The 20,879-nt window shown below is 45.9% G+C and carries 19 protein-coding genes; 8 read left to right on the forward strand and 11 right to left on the reverse strand.

Annotated elements, in window-relative coordinates:
• Nucleotides 1-6: 6 nt before the first annotated feature.
• The 8 genes from CLOSA_RS21050 (at nucleotide 7) to CLOSA_RS21085 (ending at nucleotide 6,779) form a co-directional block, all read left to right on the forward strand.
• Nucleotides 7-438 carry an ATP synthase subunit C gene (locus CLOSA_RS21050; RefSeq protein WP_013274749.1) on the forward strand — a complete coding sequence of 144 codons (432 nt, stop codon included), beginning with the start codon at nucleotides 7-9 and terminating at the stop codon, nucleotides 436-438.
• Between the two features lie 3 nt (nucleotides 439-441).
• The gene (locus tag CLOSA_RS21055) at nucleotides 442-750 is read left to right on the forward strand and encodes a V-type ATP synthase subunit F (RefSeq protein WP_013274750.1); all 309 of its coding nucleotides are present in this window, start codon (nucleotides 442-444) and stop codon (nucleotides 748-750) included.
• 16 nt (nucleotides 751-766) lie between these two features.
• Nucleotides 767-1,369 carry a V-type ATP synthase subunit E gene (locus CLOSA_RS21060; protein WP_013274751.1) on the forward strand — a complete coding sequence of 201 codons (603 nt, stop codon included), beginning with the start codon at nucleotides 767-769 and terminating at the stop codon, nucleotides 1,367-1,369.
• Nucleotides 1,362-3,128 carry a V-type ATP synthase subunit A gene (locus CLOSA_RS21065; protein ID WP_013274752.1) on the forward strand — a complete coding sequence of 589 codons (1,767 nt, stop codon included), beginning with the start codon at nucleotides 1,362-1,364 and terminating at the stop codon, nucleotides 3,126-3,128. Before CLOSA_RS21060 ends, CLOSA_RS21065 begins: the two co-directional genes overlap by 8 nt.
• A 14-nt stretch (nucleotides 3,129-3,142) precedes the next feature.
• Entirely contained in the window at nucleotides 3,143-4,546 is a 1,404-nt protein-coding gene (locus CLOSA_RS21070; protein ID WP_013274753.1) for a V-type ATP synthase subunit B, read from the forward strand.
• An 11-nt stretch (nucleotides 4,547-4,557) separates the two neighbouring features.
• The gene (locus tag CLOSA_RS21075) at nucleotides 4,558-5,178 is read left to right on the forward strand and encodes a V-type ATP synthase subunit D (RefSeq protein ID WP_013274754.1); all 621 of its coding nucleotides are present in this window, start codon (nucleotides 4,558-4,560) and stop codon (nucleotides 5,176-5,178) included.
• Between the two features lie 205 nt (nucleotides 5,179-5,383).
• Complete coding sequence (locus CLOSA_RS21080) at nucleotides 5,384-6,001, forward strand: RNA polymerase sigma factor (protein WP_013274755.1); 618 nt, start codon at nucleotides 5,384-5,386, stop codon at nucleotides 5,999-6,001.
• Complete coding sequence (locus tag CLOSA_RS21085) at nucleotides 5,994-6,779, forward strand: hypothetical protein (RefSeq protein WP_013274756.1); 786 nt, start codon at nucleotides 5,994-5,996, stop codon at nucleotides 6,777-6,779. Before CLOSA_RS21080 ends, CLOSA_RS21085 begins: the two co-directional genes overlap by 8 nt.
• A gap of 142 nt (nucleotides 6,780-6,921) precedes the next feature.
• Here CLOSA_RS21085 and CLOSA_RS21090 read toward each other — a convergent pair whose 3' ends face one another.
• The 11 genes from CLOSA_RS21090 to CLOSA_RS21140 form a co-directional block, all read right to left on the reverse strand.
• Nucleotides 6,922-7,806 carry a sugar phosphate isomerase/epimerase family protein gene (locus tag CLOSA_RS21090; protein ID WP_013274757.1) on the reverse strand — a complete coding sequence of 295 codons (885 nt, stop codon included), beginning with the start codon at nucleotides 7,804-7,806 and terminating at the stop codon, nucleotides 6,922-6,924.
• Nucleotides 7,807-7,869: 63 nt separating this feature from the next.
• Nucleotides 7,870-8,916: an ABC transporter ATP-binding protein gene (locus tag CLOSA_RS21095; RefSeq protein ID WP_013274758.1), complete on the reverse strand. Its 1,047-nt coding sequence runs from the start codon at nucleotides 8,914-8,916 to the stop codon at nucleotides 7,870-7,872.
• 11 nt (nucleotides 8,917-8,927) lie between these two features.
• A complete protein-coding gene (locus CLOSA_RS21100; RefSeq protein ID WP_013274759.1) occupies nucleotides 8,928-10,622 on the reverse strand; it encodes an ABC transporter permease in 1,695 nt (564 codons plus the stop codon).
• 22 nt (nucleotides 10,623-10,644) lie between these two features.
• Nucleotides 10,645-11,712, reverse strand: coding sequence for an ABC transporter substrate-binding protein (locus CLOSA_RS21105; protein ID WP_013274760.1), 1,068 nt, complete (start codon nucleotides 11,710-11,712; stop codon nucleotides 10,645-10,647).
• Nucleotides 11,713-11,727: 15 nt separating this feature from the next.
• Complete coding sequence (locus CLOSA_RS21110; RefSeq protein ID WP_013274761.1) at nucleotides 11,728-13,092, reverse strand: family 4 glycosyl hydrolase; 1,365 nt, start codon at nucleotides 13,090-13,092, stop codon at nucleotides 11,728-11,730.
• On the reverse strand, nucleotides 13,089-14,000 hold the full coding sequence (locus CLOSA_RS21115) for a carbohydrate kinase family protein (protein WP_013274762.1): 912 nt from the start codon (nucleotides 13,998-14,000) through the stop codon (nucleotides 13,089-13,091). The genes CLOSA_RS21110 and CLOSA_RS21115 overlap by 4 nt, the downstream gene beginning before the upstream one ends.
• A 69-nt stretch (nucleotides 14,001-14,069) precedes the next feature.
• Complete coding sequence (locus CLOSA_RS21120) at nucleotides 14,070-15,089, reverse strand: LacI family DNA-binding transcriptional regulator (protein ID WP_013274763.1); 1,020 nt, start codon at nucleotides 15,087-15,089, stop codon at nucleotides 14,070-14,072.
• Between the two features lie 391 nt (nucleotides 15,090-15,480).
• Nucleotides 15,481-17,670, reverse strand: a complete 2,190-nt coding sequence (locus CLOSA_RS21125; RefSeq protein WP_013274764.1) for an alpha-galactosidase — start codon at nucleotides 17,668-17,670, stop codon at nucleotides 15,481-15,483.
• 93 nt (nucleotides 17,671-17,763) lie between these two features.
• Nucleotides 17,764-18,585 (reverse strand): carbohydrate ABC transporter permease, encoded by an 822-nt coding sequence (locus CLOSA_RS21130; protein WP_013274765.1) that lies wholly within the window; start codon nucleotides 18,583-18,585, stop codon nucleotides 17,764-17,766.
• Nucleotides 18,585-19,457: a carbohydrate ABC transporter permease gene (locus CLOSA_RS21135; RefSeq protein ID WP_013274766.1), complete on the reverse strand. Its 873-nt coding sequence runs from the start codon at nucleotides 19,455-19,457 to the stop codon at nucleotides 18,585-18,587. Before CLOSA_RS21135 ends, CLOSA_RS21130 begins: the two co-directional genes overlap by 1 nt.
• Before the next feature lie 2 nt (nucleotides 19,458-19,459).
• Nucleotides 19,460-20,788, reverse strand: a complete 1,329-nt coding sequence (locus tag CLOSA_RS21140) for an ABC transporter substrate-binding protein (RefSeq protein ID WP_013274767.1) — start codon at nucleotides 20,786-20,788, stop codon at nucleotides 19,460-19,462.
• Between the last annotated feature and the right edge of the window lie 91 nt (nucleotides 20,789-20,879).

The raw sequence follows: 20,879 nt of genomic DNA on the forward strand, positions 1-20,879 counted from the left end.
AATATTATGTCAACCTTAGTAAAAATTACATTAGCCATCGCTTTAACCTTAAGTATCGCAGTCCCCTTTGGAGCCTTTGCCATGGGCGAAAAAACAAAAGGCCGGTATAAAACCGCACTTGGTATCAACGCACTGTTATTTTTCGGAACTGTCATCATTTCCAGTGTATTTATGTTTAACGGCCAGGCTTCTGCTGCCGAAGCAGCCGCCGCAGGTACGGGAAGCATCGCAGGAATGGGATATCTGGCTGCCGCTCTTTCCACAGGGCTTGCCTGCATCGGCGGGGGTATTGCCGTTTCCGCGGCTGCCAGTGCTGCTTTGGGTGCCATCAGCGAGGATGGATCCATACTTGGTAAATCACTGATCTTCGTTGGGCTCGCCGAAGGTGTTTGTCTGTATGGTCTGATCATTTCTTTCATGATCTTAGGAAAGCTGTAACCAATGAAAATGTATTTGATCAGCGACAACGTGGACACCTGGACCGGCATGAGGCTGGCCGGAGTAGAGGGTGCTGTCGTACATGAAAAGGCGGAACTGAAACGCGAACTGGATAAAGTCCTGGCCGATAAGGAAATCGGGATCATTCTTTTGACGGAGAAATTCGGAAAAGAGTTTCCGGATATCATCAATGATGTAAAGCTGAACCGCAAGCTCCCATTGATTGTAGAGATCCCTGACCGCCATGGAACCGGCCGCAAGCCCAACTTTATCACGGATTACGTGAATGAAGCCATCGGATTAAAACTATAAGAAAGAGGTGGTCATCTTGACAACTGAGGAAAAATTACAGCATTTCCTGGAATTTTGTATGGAAGATGCCAGAACCCGCAGTGCAAAGATGCTTGATGAATATACGGCAGCCTTAGAGCAGACCTTTTCGGAGCATCAGGAGGATGCCAAAAGCCGGGCCGCCCGGGAAGTGGCTCTGGAAAGTGAACGGATCGAACGGGAAATCAATAAAAAGCTTTCACTGGAACAGATCGGCATGAAGCGGGTCTTTGGTAAGAAACAGGATGAACTGAAAGATAAGCTGTTTTCAGAACTGCGGGACAAACTGGCCAGATTTATGGAATCCCCGGAATATACCAGGCTTTTGGAAAAACAGATAAAGGAAGCCAAGGCACTGGCAGGAAAAGAATTCATTACGATTTATATGGATCCTGCGGATGAAGATAAGGTCAACGAACTGTCAATTACAGGCGGCTCTGATATCCGGTTAAGTGAATATTCCTTTCTGGGCGGAACCAGGGCCGTTATCCCTTCCAGGCATATTTTAATAGACAATTCCTTTCAAACCAAGCTGGCGGAGGCAAAACGGGACTTCCGCTTTGATGTAAAGGATCTGATGGGAGGTACGGACAATGACTAATACAGGCACTATTTCCGGTATCAACGGCCCTGTGATCTATTTAAAGGGCGATTCCGGATTCCGAATGAATGAAATGGTCTATGTGGGCAGAGACCACCTGGTAGGTGAGGTCATCGGCCTTACGGACCGCCGCACCATTGTCCAGGTGTATGAGGAAACCAGCGGCCTAAAGCCGGGAGAAACCGTCACTTCCTCCGGCTTTCCCGTATCCGTCACACTGGCTCCCGGTATTTTAAATAACATCTTTGACGGGATCGAACGTCCTTTAAGTGAGATTTCAAAGACCGGAGGAGCATACATTGACCGGGGCATTCATGTGGATTCCCTTGACAACGCAAAGCTCTGGAATACCCACATAACCGTAAAAAAGGGAGATCACTTATTCCCCGGAGCTATCATTGCAGAGGTTCCTGAAACTCCTGCCATTGTCCATAAGGTCATGATTCCTCCCGATATGGAAGGTTATGTCCTTGATGTTGTGGAAGATGGTGATTATACCATTTCTGATCCCCTGCTGACTCTCCAGCTGACTGACGGATCTGAAACCAAGATCACCATGACCCAGAAATGGCCCATTCGTGTTCCGAGGCCCATATTAAAGAGATATCCGGCAGGAAAGCCACTGATCACCGGACAGCGAATCATTGATACCCTGTTCCCGCTTGCAAAGGGAGGCACCGCCTGTATACCCGGGGGCTTTGGTACAGGAAAAACCATGACCCAGCATCAGATCGCCAAATGGTCTGATGCGGATATTATTATTTATATCGGATGCGGGGAACGGGGCAACGAGATGACCCAGGTGCTTGAGGAATTCTCTGAACTCATTGACCCCCGCTCCGGAAATCCACTGATGGACCGGACCACCCTCATCGCCAATACCTCCAACATGCCCGTAGCCGCCCGGGAAGCCAGTCTTTATTCGGGACTGACCCTGGCGGAATATTACCGGGATATGGGATATCATGTGGCAATCATGGCAGACTCCACCTCCCGTTGGGCGGAAGCCTTAAGGGAGCTGTCCGGACGTCTGGAAGAAATGCCTGCGGAGGAAGGCTTCCCGGCTTATCTGGCTTCCCGTTTATCGGCTTTCTATGAAAGAGCCGGAATGATGCAGAACATGAACGGAACCGAAGGCTCGGTCACTATCATCGGAGCCGTATCTCCTCAGGGAGGCGATTTCTCTGAACCTGTGACCCAGAACACCAAGCGTTTTGTGCGCTGCTTCTGGGGCCTGGACCGGAACTTGGCAAACGAACGTCATTTCCCGGCCATCCACTGGCTCAGCAGCTATTCTGAATATTTGACGGACCTAGCGCCCTGGTATGTGGAAAACGTGGATAAGAAATTTGTAGACTACAGAAACCGCCTTGTCTTTCTTCTGACCCAGGAAAGCAGCCTTATGGAGATCGTAAAGCTTATCGGCGGAGACATGCTGCCGGATGACCAGAAGCTGATACTGGAAATTTCCAAGGTCATCCGGATCGGTTTTTTGCAGCAGAACGCATTCCATAAAGAAGATACCTGCGTTCCAATGGAAAAGCAGTTTCGTATGATGGACTTAATCCTTTATTTATACAAGAAATCCCGTTCCCTGGTTTCCATGGGTATGCCTATGTCTGTATTAAAGGAAGATCCAATTTTCGATAAGATCATTTCCATTAAATATGATGTACCTAACGACAGACTTGATATGTTTGATGACTACAAAAAGCAGGTAGATGCTTTCTATGATTCCGTCATCGAACGCAACGCATAGGGAGGAGGCAGACTATGGCTATCGAATATTTAGGACTAAGTGCAATCAACGGTCCCCTGGTGGTTTTGGAAGGCGTCCAGAATGCTGCTTTCGACGAAATCGTGGAAATGACCGTAGAAAAAAAGACAAAGAAACTGGGACGCATCATTGAAGTTTACGAGGATAAGGCCATCATCCAGGTATTTGAGGGGACTGATGGGCTGGCCTTAAGGAATGTTCATACCCGCCTTACGGGACATCCTATGGAACTTGCCGTGTCGGAAGACATGCTGGGACGTACCTTTAACGGCATCGGTGAGCCCATAGACGGACTTGGAGACATCAGCTCCGACATCCGTCTGGATATTAACGGAAAGCCTTTAAATCCCGTTACCAGGGAATACCCAAGGGATTATATCCGCACCGGGATCTCAGCCATTGACGGGCTGATGACCCTGATCCGGGGACAAAAGCTTCCTATCTTCTCAGGAAACGGCCTTCCCCATGATGAACTGGCTGCCCAGATCGTACAGCAGGCCTCCTTAGGGGATGATTCCCTTTCCAGTGAACAATTTGCTGTGGTATTTGCTGCCATGGGGGTGAAATACGATGTGGCGGACTTCTTCCGCCGTACCTTTGAGGAAAGCGGCGTTTCCGACCATGTCGCCATGTTCATCAATCTGGCTAACGATCCGGTAGTGGAACGTCTGATTACACCTAAGGTAGCCCTGACCCTGGCAGAATACTTGGCTTTTGAAAAGGGAATGCACATACTGGTGATTTTGACCGATATGACCGCCTATGCGGAGGCTCTTCGTGAGGTTTCCTCTTCAAAGGGTGAAATCCCTTCCAGAAAGGGTTATCCCGGCTATTTATACAGCGAGCTGGCTTCCCTTTACGAACGGGCCGGCATTGTAAAGGACCGCCATGGTTCCGTGACCCAGATTCCCATTCTGACTATGCCTAACGACGACATCACCCATCCCATTCCGGACCTTACGGGATACATTACGGAAGGCCAGATCGTTCTGGACCGCAGTTTATACGGCCAGTCGGTTTATCCGCCGATTAACGTCCTTCCTTCCTTAAGCCGTCTGATGAAGGACGGCATTGGAGAAGGTTATACAAGAGCCGATCATCAAGGGCTTGCAAACCAGCTGTTCTCCTGCTACGCAAAGGTTGGAGACGCCAGAGCCCTGGCATCGGTCATCGGTGAGGATGAACTGTCTCCCATTGATAAAAAATATCTGATATTCGGAAAAGAATTTGAAAACCGGTTTGTGGGACAGGGAAACCATGCCAACCGGAACATCATAGAAACCCTTACCATTGGCTGGGAGCTTTTAGGACTTCTTCCAAGAGCCGAGCTGGACCGTATCGACACCAAGGTCTTAGACCAGTATTACAAGCCAACCACCCTTGGCGGATGGTCAGAATAGGAGGGATATCCATGAATCCCAATACATTTCCCACCAAGGGGAATTTAATCCTCGCGAAAAGCTCTCTGGCCTTAGCCAGACAGGGCTATGAGCTGATGGATAAAAAAAGGAACATCCTCATCAAGGAGCTGATGAGCCTGATTGATGAAGCAAAGGGCATCCAGTCGGAAATCGACGTCACCTTTACCTCCGCCTACAAGGCCCTGCAAAAGGCCAACATCGAGCTGGGAATCAACTATGTACAGGACATTGCCCTGGCTGTTCCTGTGGACAATTCGGTACGCATCAAAACCAGAAGCATCATGGGAACAGAGATTCCTCTGGTTGAGCATGATGAAATGCCCTTAAACCTGACCTATGCCTATTACAGCACCAGGGAATCCCTGGATGAAGCCCGTTACCAGTTTGAAAAGGTAAAGAAGCTGACGGTAAAGCTTTCCATGGTAGAGAACTCCGCCTACCGTCTGGCAAACAGCATTAAAAGGACGCAGAAACGGGCCAATGCCTTAAAGAACATTACCATACCCAGGTATGAGACCCTGACAAAGAATATTACCAATTCACTGGAAGAAAAGGACAGGGAGGAGTTTACTAGGCTTAAGGTGATCAAGAGGAATAAGAATGGAATTTAGCGGCCGGTATCAGGAGCCGTACAATGCATTTGACATCAGAAGCTTATAAGCCATAAGGATCGGAGAAGGAAACTTCAGCAGTCAGTTTCCCGTCCCCGGTCCTTTGTTTTCATATTTTTTAAAATTTATCCTATAAAAAATGAACCAAATGGGACTTTGGTGACTCTTATTATCAGATGCATCTAAAAAGGAAAGGAAACAGGTTATGATGGAAGAAAAAAGGGCTTTGGTAGAGAACATGATCAATGGCAGCGAAGCAGCATTTGACGAACTATACCGTTCCTATTCCGGAAAGCTGTACCGTATGGCGTATTTTATTACCGGCAACCAAAGTGACAGTGAGGACATTTTGCAGGAGACATTTGTAAAATGCTATCTCTACAAGTCAAAATTAAAGCAAGCAGAACGTTTTGAGCCGTGGATGTATCAGATCCTGGTCCGAACCGCATGGAGGCTGGAACGAAAGAAAAAAGGGAGAGCCGAGATCTCTTTCGAAGGCATTTTGGAAAATGAGGAGGATAAAAAGAGCGCGGAACACATCCGGGAGGATAAACAAACAGACGGGCCATTGGAATCTGTTTTAGAGGCAGAAACAGCAAAGGAAATCCAGGCAGCACTCAGCCATCTGGATATGAAATACCGCACAGTGGTACTTCTGTATTATTACAACGAATTAAGCACCAGAGAGATTGCTCAAATTACAGGAGCCATGGAAGGAACGGTAAAATCCCGTCTGCATAAGGCAAGAAAACTGCTTAAGGATTTATTAAAAGCTGACGGCGCTGAAAAAACAGAAATGGAAAGGGGATTTTGTCATGGATGACAGAAAAGATGACAGATTAAAGCAAATCATAAAGGCTGAATTGGATCAGGTAATGCCGGATGGCCGGGCAGAGGATCGTTGTCTTAGAGAAATTCATAAAAAAATAGAAATGAGGAGCAGAAATATGAAGTTTAATAAAAAGAGAATGGTGGCAGCTTTGGCTGCAATGTGCACTATAACGGTAATGGGAACTGTTACAGCAATAGCAGGAGGTAAAATTACAAGTCTTATGAGCTCTGTATCCCGCAATGAAATGGTACATTCAAAGGATGCGCTGATCCAGTCAGCCAAAAGCAAGATGGGAACCGTCCCAAAGCTGGTAGATACCTTTTCCAACGGCCTTGCTTTTAACGAAGGCATCATAACAAACGTGGAAGGAAGAGATGAGAACCAGAATCCAATGATCACCTACCCGGAACTCTATGCCGGCTATGGGGAAAATAACCGTGTTGCACTTGACGTCTACCAGCACCAGGACATGATTTCCCAGGATTCTTCCGATGCAAAAAAACAAGAGGTTTATAAGGATATCACTTTATCAGCCTATGAATATAACTATCTGTTTCTGCCGCCGGATGCCAAACCATCTGAGGAAGACTTAAAGCTGGAAGAAGAAGGGAAGCTGATGATCAGCTACGGAAGCAGCCAAGAAGAGCGTAAGATATACCGTCATGTGGGCTGGAGTGAAAATAATATGGTGTATTCCCTCAGCTCCGCTGATGATTTAAGCTGTGACGATTTATTTGCTATGGCAAAGGAAGTGATTGACGCAAAGTAAAATTTCCATAGATAAAAGCAGAAGATAATGGCCCCAGCGGGTCTGTGATACTTTATAAGAGGAAGAACCTGGAAGCATATTGCCTGCTTCCAGGTTCTTCCTTAACCGTTTCCAAGCCGGCCTGCTGACATTGGCCATTGGTTTACAGGCGGCTAAGTTGGGGAGCTGTTGATGCATTATTTAGAAATTCGACGCCTTCCTGAAAATAATGATAAAGCCGGAATTCCATTTCCAGAATATAAATTCCTTTAAAACCTTCAAAAAAAGGCAGCACCTGGTTCCAAGGGATCTCCCCCCACTGAGGCGGCAGATGCAAATCACCGATTCCTTTTGAAAAATTATCCATATAATTTTTCATTTCACCATGCTTTCCGAAATTATCATGCACATGGAGGTGCACGGCCAAAGGAGCCATATTACGGATATCCGATATGTAATCCCGGTCATAGTTTTGGGCTGACAGATAAGCATGACCGAAATCTAACGTAATCCCGCAATTATTACAGCCTATCCTCCCGATATGTGCTGCTAAATCCTTCGGATTTACCCCCAGCATCATCCGGGATTTTTCAATATCCCCTGCATAGTACGGATTTTCTATCCCTATCCGGACACCTCCGGCATACTGTGCTATTGTTTTATAATAGGCAATATCCTTTAAAAGACCGTCTTCATCATCCACTGCCAGAGGACTGGCATGGACCGTTATGTTTGGGGCACCGATTTGTTTTGCAAAGTCTATGCAGGACTGAAAAAACGCCAGACTTTCCGCCTCTTCCATGGCATGAGGATGAAAACGATAAGGCATATGAATGGAATAGGTAAAATCATAATCCATTAAAATCTGCTTCACAGCCGATACCCGCTGCTTTAAAAGCCTGCCATTTAAAAGTACATCCATAGAATGCATAATCAATTCGCAGCAATTTCCCCCTGAAGCCCGGACCAGATCCAGGCAATGCCTCAATTTACTGTCATCTCCGTCTATCCAGTCGGCATTCAGGCCAATTCCAATCTGTTTGTTCACATTCTTATCTCCTATACAAATATATAAACCTAAGAGCAGCCTTCGTTTTTATTATGATTATTGTTATTTAAAATAAGAGTACTTTTGAATGCTTAACCACAGCTTTTCACCGGATTCAAATTCTTCATCCGTATGAATGGTTAATTCCAGCCCCGGTTCCACCTCTGCCACACAGTTTACGCAGTTGCCCCGGTACGCTCCGCTTATCACTGTGACCGGAAAGGCTCCTTCTTCTTGAATGCGGCCAAGACGTACATGCTCCGGGCGAAAACAAAGCTTTACCCTTCCCTCTTCCTGAATACCTGGTCGTAGGGGTATTGGCTTTCCTGAATGAGTGACGAACTCTCCATTTGAAATAGTTCCCTCTATAAAATTGCTGGTGCCCACAAACTGTGCGACAAAAGGATTTGCCGGATTTTTATAAATTTCCTGAGGCTTTCCGATTTGCTGTACAACTCCCTTTTCAAATACCGCAATTCGATCGGAAATCTCCAGCGCTTCTTCCTGGTCATGGGTCACATAGATTACAGTGATGCCTACCTGCCGCTGTAAATCCTTTATGTCCTTACGCATTTTAATACGAAGCTTTACGTCCAGATTGGAAAGCGGCTCATCCAGCAAAAGAGCCTGGGGCTGAATAACCAGGGCCCGGACTATTGCCACCCGCTGCTGCTGCCCGCCTGAAAGCTGGCCGGGATGACGTTTCTCCATTCCTTCCAGGCCTCCCACTGACAGAGCCCATCGCACACGATCATCAATGACTTTTTGCGGAAGCTTTCTCATCCGCAGTCCGTAGGCAATATTATCATAAATGGACATATGGGGCCAGAGCGCATAGTTCTGGAATACAAACCCTACATTCCGTTCCCATGGATTTAAAGAGGAAATATCCTTTCCATCGAAAGAAATATGGCCTCCTGACAGTTCCTCAAAGCCGGCAATCAATCGCAGCAAGGTAGTTTTTCCGCAGCCGGAAGACCCTAATAATGTAAAAAACTCTCCAGGCTGAATATTAATATCAACTCCCTTTAATACTTCAACTTCACCGAATTTCTTAATGACATGATCAATTTTTATTGATGCTGGTTTCAGCGATATGTTGTCATTCATAATTCCACCCCTTAACCTTTCTCCTGAAACTTAACATTTTCCCGCCCCATCCTGCTTAATAGATACATAGGCACAAATACGAAAATCATCAACAATACAGCCATCGAGGATGCAATGCCAAAATCGGTGTTCGCCGACATCGCCTTTTGAAAGATCACTACAACCATGTTCTCCCACGGCGGCCTGTACAGCATAATATTGGTACTGAATTCAGTCATGATCTGAGTAAAGGCCAGGGCACTGCCGCTTAAAACCCCGCCCATCATGAGTTTTAAGGTAACATCTATGAACACTCTGCCGGGCTTAGCCCCTACCATTAACGCGGCTTCTTCCAGGGAGGGATGGACCTGATACAAGGCTGCTTCTGCGTTTTTCACGGAAAACTGCAGCTTCCTTATAAAATATGACAATACCAATATGATCCATGTGCCAGTCAGAACAATCGGCGGTTTATTAAACACAACAATGTAACCGATGGCCATGGTCATCCCAGGAACAACATAGGGAATAATAACTGAGAAGTTCAAAAAAGGAGAAAACAATTTATAACGCTTCCGTACAATAATAAATGCAATGCCCACACCCACCACAATATTTAAAACAGTAGCCAGACCGCACATGAAGAAAGTCATTAAGATCGGGCGGTAATAATGGGAAAACAGATGATAATAGTTTTCCAGTGTAAGCCTGATGATGGGCAGCCCATTTGCTGCAAAGTCAATGACAGGCTTTCCGTTCTTAAACCGGAACAGGGAATATACCAACAGCGTAATGTGAGGCATAAATGAAATAATCACATAGAGAAATACAATAAAGGTAATAACAAAGCCAAGCAGCCTGCCCGGTGTTTTTTCCTCATACCGTTTCGCCGAGATAGAGGAATACGCCTTTCCTGCCAGAATAATCCGCTGCAATGTGAGAAATGCTCCGGCAATCAACAACATAATGATACCTGCCGCTGCTGCTTTGGACAAGTTTCCTCCCATCTCACTGACAAATTCATTGTAAATGACAACCGGCATAACCGGAAACTCGCCCCCAAGCATATAAGGCGCACCAAAGTCGGAGAAAGCGCCAAGTCCCGCCATTAAAAGCCCGGTAAGAATTCCCGGCAGAGCCAGTGGCAGCTCAATTTTTAACAGCGTGTCAATTTTATTGCCGCCAAGGATTAATGAGGCTTCCTTATGGGCAGGGTCCTGAGCGATAAAGGCTTCATAGCAGGTAAGAAATACCAGGGCGGAAAGGGGCCAGATATTTACCCATACAATTCCGGGAATCCCCTTTAAGCGAAACGGTACATCAATGCCTGTTGTCAGTTGAATCAGCCAGTTAAAAAAACCAAATCGTTTCAGTAAGATTACCCATGCCTGTGCCCCCAAAAAGGGAGGGGCACAGGAAGCCATGGTAATTAATGTAATTATCAGGTTTTTATTCCTGATTTTATACCGCGCCATAAAGTACGCGATGGGAACACCTATCAGAGCGGTGACAGGGGTGATAACCGCAGTCAGTATTAAACTGTTTTTAAAGGCGCTCTTTGTGGTACGCTCGGTAAAGAATTTAACAAAGTTTATGAGAGATATACCGCCTTCTTTGGGCATCACAGCGGAAGCAAAAATCCAAAACATGGGAATGATGATTGCAACGATGCTAAGGATAACAAAAAGGGACGTAAGATATATCCAAGGGTCTTTCAAACGTTTCATACAACCTGTCACCTCTTACTTTTTATTTTCTGGCCGCATCCAGTGCCTTTGTAAAGTTATCCAGAACTTCATCCTTGGAATTAAATTTCGATTCAATCAGCTGATAAGAGCTTAAATCCTCTAAACCTTCCGGCGGAGCCATATCCGTACGTGCAGAACGTCTTTTTACAACATCCTGTAAAACTTTATGCACATCCCTGCTTAAAATAAAGTCCAGAAACAGCTTGGCATTATCCATGTTTTTGGCACCCTTGATGATCCCGGTCGCTTCCACGTTATAGGTAACTCCATCTTCCGGATAAATGATCTTAACCGGCTCACCGCTCATTTCCCATTTGTAGCCTAAGTCCTCATTGATAAAGCCTACCGGATTCGTTGCATCCTTCACAGCAGCAAACATAGCATCAGAGCTTGGGTACACCTCCGTGTTTAAAAGCAGCTGCTGCACATAATCCCAATCATACAAAGAGGCCATTCCCTTTACAAGAGACAAACCGGTACCTGATTTGGAGGGGTCTGCCAGGGCGATCTTATCATTTTTCCATTTTGGGTCTGTTAATTCCTTTAAGGTCTTCGGATAGTCGGCTTCTGATTTTATCAGCTTGGTATTAACCATAATGGTCTGAGGCATAATTACGTAGGAATGCCATTTGTGGTCCGGGTCCCGGGTAATCATAGCCGCATCTTCTTTGGAGTCATAGGCTTCGAACAGATCCGGGTTGGACAGATACAAAAATGTATCACCGCCCCAAAGCACATCACCGCCTGGATTATCCTTTTCCGCACTGATTCTTGCCAGCAATTCGCCGGTTCCGCTCTTTACCTCCTCAATTTCAATATCCGGATACTTTTCCTTCCATAAAGCATAAATCGGTTCCGTAATCTCCGGGCCGCTGCCGGTGTAAATAACAACCTTGCCGGCGGGACTTTCTGCCGGTTCCTTTGCTTTTAATGTGTCTGCGGCTGTTGTCTGATCGGCTGCAGCCGCTGTGGTAGCAGCTGTGGTGGAAGCTGACTGCCCTGAACTACATCCGGTTAAAGCTGAGACCCCCATGATAGCTGCCATTGCATAACCCCAAATTCTTTTCATGATAATTTCCTCCTTTTAATAATTCCATTCTCCTAAATAAGTTTTGTGTGCGCTTAATATATCTTCCACCAGCTTTTTTGCCAGCGGATAATCGCCGATTAAAGGATGTGCCATCAAAGCAGCCTGGGCCGTTTGGACTGACTTAGTGTTGATTGCTTCTACCGTCAGATTTTCATAAGCCTTTACACTTTGAATGACTGCCTGGGCTGCCGGAGAAAGTTCCCCTCTTTCCTCCACCACGATGCCTTCTTTTGTAATCCTGCAGGTAATTTCCATTACATCGCCGGCTTTCAATCCAAAATGTCCTACCGAATCCGGAATGGAAAGAACCATTTCCCGTTCTTCTCCGGTAGCCATAGTCAAAAGATAATTCATCATAACCCCTGCATACCCTTCCGCATTGGGTATCTGCCCGTCAAAAGGCTTATGAGCCAACGCCTGATTGGTTTCATTCACCATATAGGTAGACTCCCTGTTATACATAAACCGTAAATAAGTTTGCAGCATTTCCTCGATCTGTGTCTCCGGGTTCATCTGGGAAAGGGCCTTAAACATCTCAATATTGTTTTCCATTACAGCCCGTCCCCGGGCCTTTTGACTGCCTTTGACGTTTTGGTTTGCTTTGTTCCGGTAAAAGAAATAGTACAGATATTCATTGGGCAAATGTCCTATGGTGCGGATCACATCAGGTTCAAACATGGAAAACTCTTTTACTTTCTTTAAAAAATCATCATCCTTTAATAACTCCGGCAATAATTCTTTCCCATGATGGATAACACTTGTTACAAAGGACAAATGATTCAGTCCTGCAAACTGTACCTTCAATTCACCGGCCGGAATCCCCAGAGCTTCCGCCATATTGATCTTAGTGCCGCTGGGCGCATCACAGATCCCAAGTACCCGGTCATAGCCGGCGTCCCGAAGAGCCTGGGTTACCAGGCCGGAGGGATTGGTGAAGTTAAATATCCATGCCCTGGGTGCCAGCTCCTTTATAATCCTGCAATACTCCTTCATCACCGGAATGGTCCTCAGAGCCATGGAAAACCCGCCGATTCCCGTGGTTTCCTGCCCCAGTACACCATGCTTCATGGCAATGTCTTCATCAATTACACGGCCTTCGTCATAGCCCACCCGGATGGTGGTTACTACATAATCCGCTCCGGAAACAGCTTCACGTATATCCAAAGAGGTGCTTACGATCAGAGCCGGATTTGCCTTCCGCGCCGCATATTTGGATAATGCTCCCATAATAGCCAGCTTTTTTTCATCCGTATCAAAAAGAACCAGCTCGGTAATCCCCATTAAATCTGCCTTTTGAGCCACGCCATTGGTAAAAAACACGGTTCTTACTCCGGCTCCGCCCAGAATTACTAGTTTCATTTTAACTCCTCCTTTAATTGTTTTAGATTTGGAACATTTACATATCCGCCATATCCCTGAACCGAGGAAGCCCCGCAAAAGTTAGCAGCCTTTAAGCATTCCTCAGGAGATAAGCCATTTAAGAATCCATACAGGTATCCAGCATTAAAAGAATCTCCGGCACCGGTGGTATCAAGAGAATTTACGCAGTAAGCTCTGCCGTAAACCGACTCGCCGTCTTTCAGCAGCCGGGACCCCCGGGCTCCCATTTTAATGGCTGCATGTGAGCAGTAACCGGATAGCTTTTCAATGCCCGCATCCAATGTGGAGGCTCGGGTATATTCCATTAATTCTTTATCATTGATGAAAAACACATCCAGTTTCTTTGTTATCTCAAACAAACATTCATCCCAGCATCCTGTATCATCCCAGCCTACATCCATGGAAACCGTAGCTCCGGCTCCATGGGCGTCTTCAATAAATTGCAGATATTCTTCCAAATCAATGCGTCCCCTGTAATTAGTCAGGTGGGTATGCCGTGTTTTTTCCAGCAGTCCCTTAGGAATATCCTTTGGCGTAACCTCATTTACACAGCCGTCATAGGTAATAAACCGTCTGTCCTTGTCCACATCCAGCGCAATTGAAATTCCTGTACTTTTTTCAGAACGCCTGGTCTTTACTTTTACTCCGTATTTCTGCATTTCCTGTAAGATAAATTCACCAAACAAATCATGATGCACCGCACCATAGATCATGGTCTTCATTCCCAGCTTGCTGAGTCCGATGGATGTAATAGCCACTCCGCCGCCGCACAGTACATATATATTATCCACCCGTATTTCCTCACCCGGGCCTGGCAGCGCGTCATACGGGGGTACAATCAGGTCAATATTCGGCGTACCTGCGATAAGAACATCTATTTCTTTCATGGTTTTTCCGCTCCTGTGACAATGTATTTTTATATGTAAAGGTTTACACATCAAGCAAAATTTTCCCTGTCAGGGAAAAATTTTTATGCAGCTGTCTCTCTCAACAATCTTATGAGGAAGTACCAGGCTGGAATATTGCCGTTCTTCCTTTTCAATCAGGTCAATAAGGGTGTTCACCGAAACATATCCGATTTCTTCAATGGGCTGATGAACCGTAGAAATAGCCGGGCGCATACTGGCAGAAATTTCACTGTTGTCAAAACCCAGGATTGAAAAATCCTCCGGTACACGGTATCCGAAATCAAACGCACAATTCATGATACCTACTGCCACATCATCACTTCCTGCAAATATGGCGGTAGGCAAATCATCCTTACAGGAATTAATCATGTTTTTCATCATCTTATAACCATGCTCAATCTTTAAGCCGGAAAGCCTGACATATTGTTCCTTCATGGGGCAGCCTTTGTCTGCCAGTGAGTCCCTCACCCCTTCATACCGTTGGCGGCCTACTGTAAAATCCTGTAGTCCGGCACCGAAATAAGCTATTTTTCTATGCCCAAGCCGGTACAAATAGGAAATGGCATCATACGCCGCCTTATAATCATCAATATTAACACTTGCACATGAAATTCCATCGATATGACAGCTACAGGCAATCATAGGAATCTCAGGCATGGCAGCCAGCTGTCCCAGCAATTCCTCGTCGGTCTGTTCATTGGTCAGAATAATACCGTCTACACACATACGCTTAAATACACTTAAATACTTTTTCTCTTTTTCTAAATCCTCTTCGATATTACAGATCATAATACTATAGTCTTTTTCAAATGCACAGTTCTCTATACTTTTTAATATTTTCGAAAAGAAACTGGTGCCGATATCGGAAACTACAACGCCGATGATGTTGGTTTTTTGCTTCAGCAAGCTTTGTGCCAGATAATTAGGTTCATAGTTCAGCCGCTTTGCAGCCTCCACCACTTTCTTATAGGCAGTTTCACTTACATAGCCCTCATTGTTTAACGCTCTTGAAACGGTTGCTATGGACACTCCCGCCTCTTTTGCAACTTCTTTGATACCAATTCCCATTTCTTTATCCCTCTGCCTTACCCCCACGGAAAGCGGGGGAGGTTCTATGTAATTTTGTGTAAACCTTTACATATATTATTATTAAAAAATGCCAAGTAAATTAGCACAATCGGATTATAGCATTTTTATGTAATTTTGTCAATAATATATAATCAATATAAAAACATTCTCTTACCGTTCATAAAGATGCCATGATCTCAAGAAAAATGCCTGGCCATCACTACAATACCATTGGTACAATTAATACTTAAAGAAATAACAGCAAAGCACAACAAGCCCAGGATAACAACCAACATTTCAGGAGGAATACGGGAACAGCAGCAGCCGTGTTCCCGTTTCCAGTCCTTTTTTCATATTTACTATAAATTCAAATAACGTATGGTCCCTTTCCTCACCGTACCATTAAAGTGAACACCCTGGCTTCATTGTCTGCCTTGATCACCGGCATGGGCAGTCCCGCATACATCAGCGCCGCTCCGGAAAGCTTTATTCCAAGCTCCAGAATCTCATATACCGCCTGTTCCTCAAGCCCCTTAAGCCTTAAGTAGATAATCCCTTTATTCGCACCGGAAACCCGCTGTACATACCCTACTACTGCCTCTTTTTTATCATTGGAAACCGACATAAATGCAACATACTCCCGTTCCGTTTCCGGGTCAGACAGACGGTAGTAGTCACCATGGGCCGACACCAGCCCATGCTCCTGATAGTATTTTACCTGCCTGGAGACCGCTTTCTGCTCTTCCTCTGATATCTTATTTAAATCCAGCTCATATCCAAAGGTCCCGAAATAGGCAAGGGCTGCTCTCGTATCAATGGAAACGGTTCTTCCCGTCTGCTGGTTGGGACACTCGGAAACATGGGCTCCCATGACAAAGGGGGGGTAGATCATGGAAGTTCCGTACTGTATGTGGATCCGTTCCACCGCATCCGTATCATCGGAACACCAGATCTGGGGCATGTAGTAAAGAACGCCCAGATCAAACCTTCCTCCGCCTCCGCTGCAGCCCTCAAACCGTACATGGGGAAACGCCTTTGTCATTTTTTCCATCAGCTTATAAAGACCCAGCACATATCTGTGGCAGACCTCTCCCTGCCTGTGAGCGGGAAGTGCCGAAGAAAAACGGTCCGTCATGCTCCGGTTCATATCCCACTTGATGTAATCAATCTGAGCATCTTTAAATTCCTCATAAAGCTGCTGGAAAATGGCTTCCACCACTTCATCCCTGCTGAAATCCAGGATCAGCTGATACCTTTGGCGGGTAGGTTTTCTTCCCGGAATGCGGATACACCAGTCGGGATGTTCCTCATAAAGCTGGGAATCCTCATTGACCATTTCCGGCTCGATCCATATACCGAATTTTAATCCCATATCATGAATTCTTTTGGAAAACCCCGGTATTCCGCTGGGCAGTTTTTCCCGGTTGCACTGCCAGTCTCCAAGCCCCCTGTATTCATCGGTCCTTCTTCCGAACCAGCCGTCGTCCATGACAAACATCTCAACCCCCAGTTCCTTTGCCTTACCTGCAATGTTCACCAGCATTTCTTCATCAAAATCAATCATGGTTGCCTCCCAGTTGTTGATGAGAACCGGGCATCTTTCATGGATAAACTGAGGGGGAATCAGATGATGCTTCACTGTCCGGTGGAAATTTTGGCTCATCTTGGAAAGTCCCTGAAAGCTGTAAGTTATAACTGCTTCCGGCGTTTCAAATATACTTCCCTTTGTAAGCTCCCAGTATAACGTCTCCGGGTTCACTCCAGCCACCAGCCTGGTCTGCTTAAAATCATTGACCTCCGTTGTGATTGCAAAGTTTCCGCTGTAAACCAGGGCGATTCCGTAACAATCTCCCCCATCCTCTGTTGCATCCGGACTGCAGAGAATGGCCGAAGGATTCTGGTAATGGCTGGATATGCCTCTGGCACTGTCCACCGTAATCTTCCCGTGTCTCACAGGAGTTCTCTCCGCACACCGCTCATGGCCCCAGCTTCCATAGAAGCTGATCATATCCATCTGATCCGTCGGGAAAGAAATACAGGCGGAATGAGCTGCATTGACAAACACAGTCTGTTCGCCTGCATTCTTAATCCTGGCACATCTTGTAATGATGTCATACTCCTCCAGCACACCGTAAACAAGAGTCACCTCCACCTGGGTATAAGGGTCCCTCATCAGAACCTCCAGAGTCTGCCATGTACCGCCGTTGTCCCGCAGGGAAGGCATTCCATGTAAGCGGTATTTTCCGTCGGTCACCTTATGGGATACATATCTTAAATCCATGCAGTTGGAACCATCCCCGTTGATCACGCTGATAGCAGAAACCCGGAAGTCCGAAACTCCAAATCCCGGGTATTCCTGTTCCAGTACATCCAAACAGATGGTCCTGTCTTTTTCCGACTCATAAGGATTGGCTTCGAACCCATGGCGGATTCTCACCGGGAGATAATCCGCTGTATCGGTAATTTTTCTTCCATAGTATAAGTGTTCTAAAAACCCAAACTCCGCCACCCGGAACTGGTAGCTTGTATGTTTCGTGTTCAGCAGGAATACTTTTTTATCCTCAATATATCGTACACTCATAACTAACCTCAATCTTTCAAAAATTTTAGAAAGAAAGCGGAAGTCTCATCCGATTCCCGCTTTCCTTTTGAATCTTATTTAGTTATTTTCCTATTACTTGACCGCGCTGTCCACCATACCCTGGATAAAGTATTTCTGCAAAAACAGGAATACCACAACCATGGGCAGAATCCCGATAAAGGCAGCCGCTGCCGCCCCGTTGACATTGGCCGAGTCTGCAGAAAAGAATCCTGCAATGGCCAGGGTAATGGTCTTGATCCTGGGGGACTGGAGTAAGTATAGGGCAAACTGGTAATTGTTCCAGCAGTTTACGCCTGTGATAATGATAACTGAAGCTGTTACCGGCTTCAGCTGAGGCATGATGATCCGGAAAAATGTCTGGAACGGCCCGCAGCCGTCAATTGCCGCCGCTTCCTCAAGGGCAACAGGAATGCTGGAAATAAAGCTGGAAAACAAAAAGATGCTGGTGGGAAGCTGAAAGGTGATCAGGGTCACGATCATGCCCCAGTAGGAATTGATTCCCTGGATCTTTGCCATAAAGGAATACAGAGGAACCAGAATGCTTAAAGGCGGGATCATCATGACCCCCATCATAAACCCTTTCACCAGATTGTTAAGCCTGCTTTTGTTTCTCGCAAGGGGATAAGCCGCCATAGCTCCTATAACCACAATGAACAGGATTGACATACTGCTGATGATCACCGTATTTTTAAGGGCCAGAAGCATTCCTCCCCGCTCCAGGGCCGTGTAAATATTTTTTAAGTAAAGGTATCCCGGAAAGGCCCACCTGGAGGAATGGTCAAATGGTGATTTAAACGCAATGGCAGCCACCATATAGATGGGTACAAAGTGGACTGCAATGATAATGAGAGCCAGGACATATCTCCAGGCATTGGAAACTCTAGATCCCTTCATTACGCATCCACCTCCTTTTTGTCAAAATACCCCATGACCACATTGCTGATAATCATAATCAGCAGGAATGAAAAAATCCCGATTGCAGAAGCATATCCTGCGGACTGGGCCGAAAAATACTGGTTCGTAACAAGAGTAGACAGGGAATGGGTGCTGAATCCCGGTCCACCGCTTGTAAGGGCCATTACCAGGTCAAAGAGCTTTAATCCTCCGATCAGGTTTAAGATGGTTGAGGAAGAAATGGCCGGCATCAGCAGCGGGATGGTAATGTGTTTAAACCGTTCCCAGAAGGTAGCCCCGTCGATCATGGCCGCCTCATAATACATGTTGGGAACATTCTGAAGGCCAGCTAAGTAAATGACCATGGCTACGCCCACAAACTGCAGGGAATTCACGAAAACGATGATCCGGATGGCAGTCCCTGAATGGACCAGTAAATCCACCGGCTCCATATGGAGGGCGGTCAATATATCATTGACCGCACCTCCGTCATACTGAAAGAAGAAATACATGATATAACCCATAATCAGCGGAGCAATCATAACCGGCATGTAGATAATCGTTCTGACAAGGGAACGTCCCTTAAACTTTGTATTTAAAAATAACGCGTAGCCAAGACCTAAGATGTTCTGGATCACGGTACTCATAACACCGTAAATAAGGGTATTGACCAGTGCTGTCTTTACATTTGCATCCTGAAACAATCTGGCGTAATTCTTAATTCCAACAAATTTCATTGACTGGGAATACCCATTCCAGTTGGTAAAGGACAGCCGGATCCCCTGGATAAAAGGATAAATTACAAAAACCAGAAACAGTATTACTGCCGGAATATAAAACAGATTGATCACTGACTTTTTTTGAATCTTCATGTTTACTCCTGTGCTTTCTTTTCCTCATAGCTTGTTTTCATCTGGTCTACTGCAACGGTGAGGGAATCTGCCTGTCCGGAAACAATGGCAGCTCCTGTAACACAAAGGTCGTTCCACATACCGCTTGGAAGATATTTTCTGTCAAAATACGGAATGTTTAAAATAGAACTGTCATTTGCATACTTATCATAGAAGGGAGCCAGTCTTCCCGTATCACTTACCACGTTATCAAGTCCGGAAGGCATACCACATTTGGTTGCAAGGTAAGAACAAATATCTTCACGGGCAAGGAATTCCATAAACTGCTTTACTTCCTCCGGATGCTTTGTGGTCTTTGACATGCCCACTGCAAAATGCTCTCCTGTCATCAGGGAACGTTTCAGCCCTGCTTCTCTTGCAGGAAGAGGCATAAAGCCCATTTTCGTATCTGCGTTCTGAACATAGGTCTCTGTGATTCCGCTTGCTGCGGTAAACATGAACGCTGCCTTATCGGCTGCAAGTGCCTTAATGCCGGTCATGAAATCAGCGGTAACGGCATCTGTATTAAAATATCCCTTTTGTCTCCAGGAGTCGATCTGGTTTACGACCACATTCCACTTGCTCCAGTCAAAGCTTCCGTCTAAAAGGGCGGACTGATTGGCTTCATCCTCATTGGTGATCAACGTAGGGGCGACGAAATCCATCATATTTCCCATGGTATAACTGTCTTTTCCGCCAAGCTGGATGGGGGTAAGTCCTGCTGCCTTGATTTTCTCGCAGGCCGCCTCAAAATCAGACCAGGTTTTGATGTCATCTACATTGACACCGGCTTCTTCCAGAACATTTTCGTTATAAATCATTCCGGTTAAATCCATGTCAATAGGAAGAGTATAAAGGGTTCCTTCCTCATCCGTGATCTGCTCCTTAATGCTTGGGGAAATGTGAGATGCAAAGCTAAAATCATTTAAAGGAGATAAGTATTCCGCATATCTTGCGACTGCCCAGCCATGGGTTGTCCACACATCTGGAAGCTGGTTGGAAGCCATTCTGGTCTTCATAATGTCGGAAAAATTACTTCCCGGCATGACCGCTTCCACGCCGATTCCTGTTTCCTCTGTAAACTGCCGGCAAACATCCTGAATGGCATCGCTGACAGATTCACCGTTTAGGTTATATAAAAATTCAATGGTAACACCTGTGGAAGCTGCTGTACTTCCTTTGGTTTCTGTCTCTTTTGCTGTTTGTGCGGTTGTGGTTATGGTTGCCTCCACAGGCTCCTGGGGTGCCTTGGAGCAGCCCAATACGCTGACTGCAATGAAACCTGTCATTGCTGCAAGTGCTAACTTCTTCATAACAATTCTCCCTTACATTCATAATAGTTTTTAGCCGGCTATTTTGTATCCTTAGTTTATCACAGTCCTTTGGGATTCGTAAGATACTCAA

The sequence above is a fragment of the [Clostridium] saccharolyticum WM1 genome, assembly GCF_000144625.1.
Classification (GTDB): domain Bacteria; phylum Bacillota; class Clostridia; order Lachnospirales; family Lachnospiraceae; genus Lacrimispora; species Lacrimispora saccharolytica.

Coding starts and splice junctions, on each gene's coding strand:
- CLOSA_RS21120 (WP_013274763.1), bottom strand. CDS start 15,089: ATGGGAATTGGTATCAAAGAAGTTGCAAAAGAGGCGGGAGTGTCCATA.
- CLOSA_RS21140 (WP_013274767.1), bottom strand. CDS start 20,788: ATGAAGAAGTTAGCACTTGCAGCAATGACAGGTTTCATTGCAGTCAGC.
- CLOSA_RS21055 (WP_013274750.1), top strand. CDS start 442: ATGAAAATGTATTTGATCAGCGACAACGTGGACACCTGGACCGGCATG.
- CLOSA_RS21110 (WP_013274761.1), bottom strand. CDS start 13,092: ATGAAACTAGTAATTCTGGGCGGAGCCGGAGTAAGAACCGTGTTTTTT.
- CLOSA_RS21050 (WP_013274749.1), top strand. CDS start 7: ATGTCAACCTTAGTAAAAATTACATTAGCCATCGCTTTAACCTTAAGT.
- CLOSA_RS21065 (WP_013274752.1), top strand. CDS start 1,362: ATGACTAATACAGGCACTATTTCCGGTATCAACGGCCCTGTGATCTAT.
- CLOSA_RS21105 (WP_013274760.1), bottom strand. CDS start 11,712: ATGAAAAGAATTTGGGGTTATGCAATGGCAGCTATCATGGGGGTCTCA.
- CLOSA_RS21075 (WP_013274754.1), top strand. CDS start 4,558: ATGAATCCCAATACATTTCCCACCAAGGGGAATTTAATCCTCGCGAAA.
- CLOSA_RS21130 (WP_013274765.1), bottom strand. CDS start 18,585: ATGAAGGGATCTAGAGTTTCCAATGCCTGGAGATATGTCCTGGCTCTC.
- CLOSA_RS21125 (WP_013274764.1), bottom strand. CDS start 17,670: ATGAGTGTACGATATATTGAGGATAAAAAAGTATTCCTGCTGAACACG.
- CLOSA_RS21115 (WP_013274762.1), bottom strand. CDS start 14,000: ATGAAAGAAATAGATGTTCTTATCGCAGGTACGCCGAATATTGACCTG.
- CLOSA_RS21085 (WP_013274756.1), top strand. CDS start 5,994: ATGGATGACAGAAAAGATGACAGATTAAAGCAAATCATAAAGGCTGAA.
- CLOSA_RS21070 (WP_013274753.1), top strand. CDS start 3,143: ATGGCTATCGAATATTTAGGACTAAGTGCAATCAACGGTCCCCTGGTG.
- CLOSA_RS21135 (WP_013274766.1), bottom strand. CDS start 19,457: ATGAAGATTCAAAAAAAGTCAGTGATCAATCTGTTTTATATTCCGGCA.
- CLOSA_RS21080 (WP_013274755.1), top strand. CDS start 5,384: ATGATGGAAGAAAAAAGGGCTTTGGTAGAGAACATGATCAATGGCAGC.
- CLOSA_RS21095 (WP_013274758.1), bottom strand. CDS start 8,916: ATGAATGACAACATATCGCTGAAACCAGCATCAATAAAAATTGATCAT.
- CLOSA_RS21100 (WP_013274759.1), bottom strand. CDS start 10,622: ATGAAACGTTTGAAAGACCCTTGGATATATCTTACGTCCCTTTTTGTT.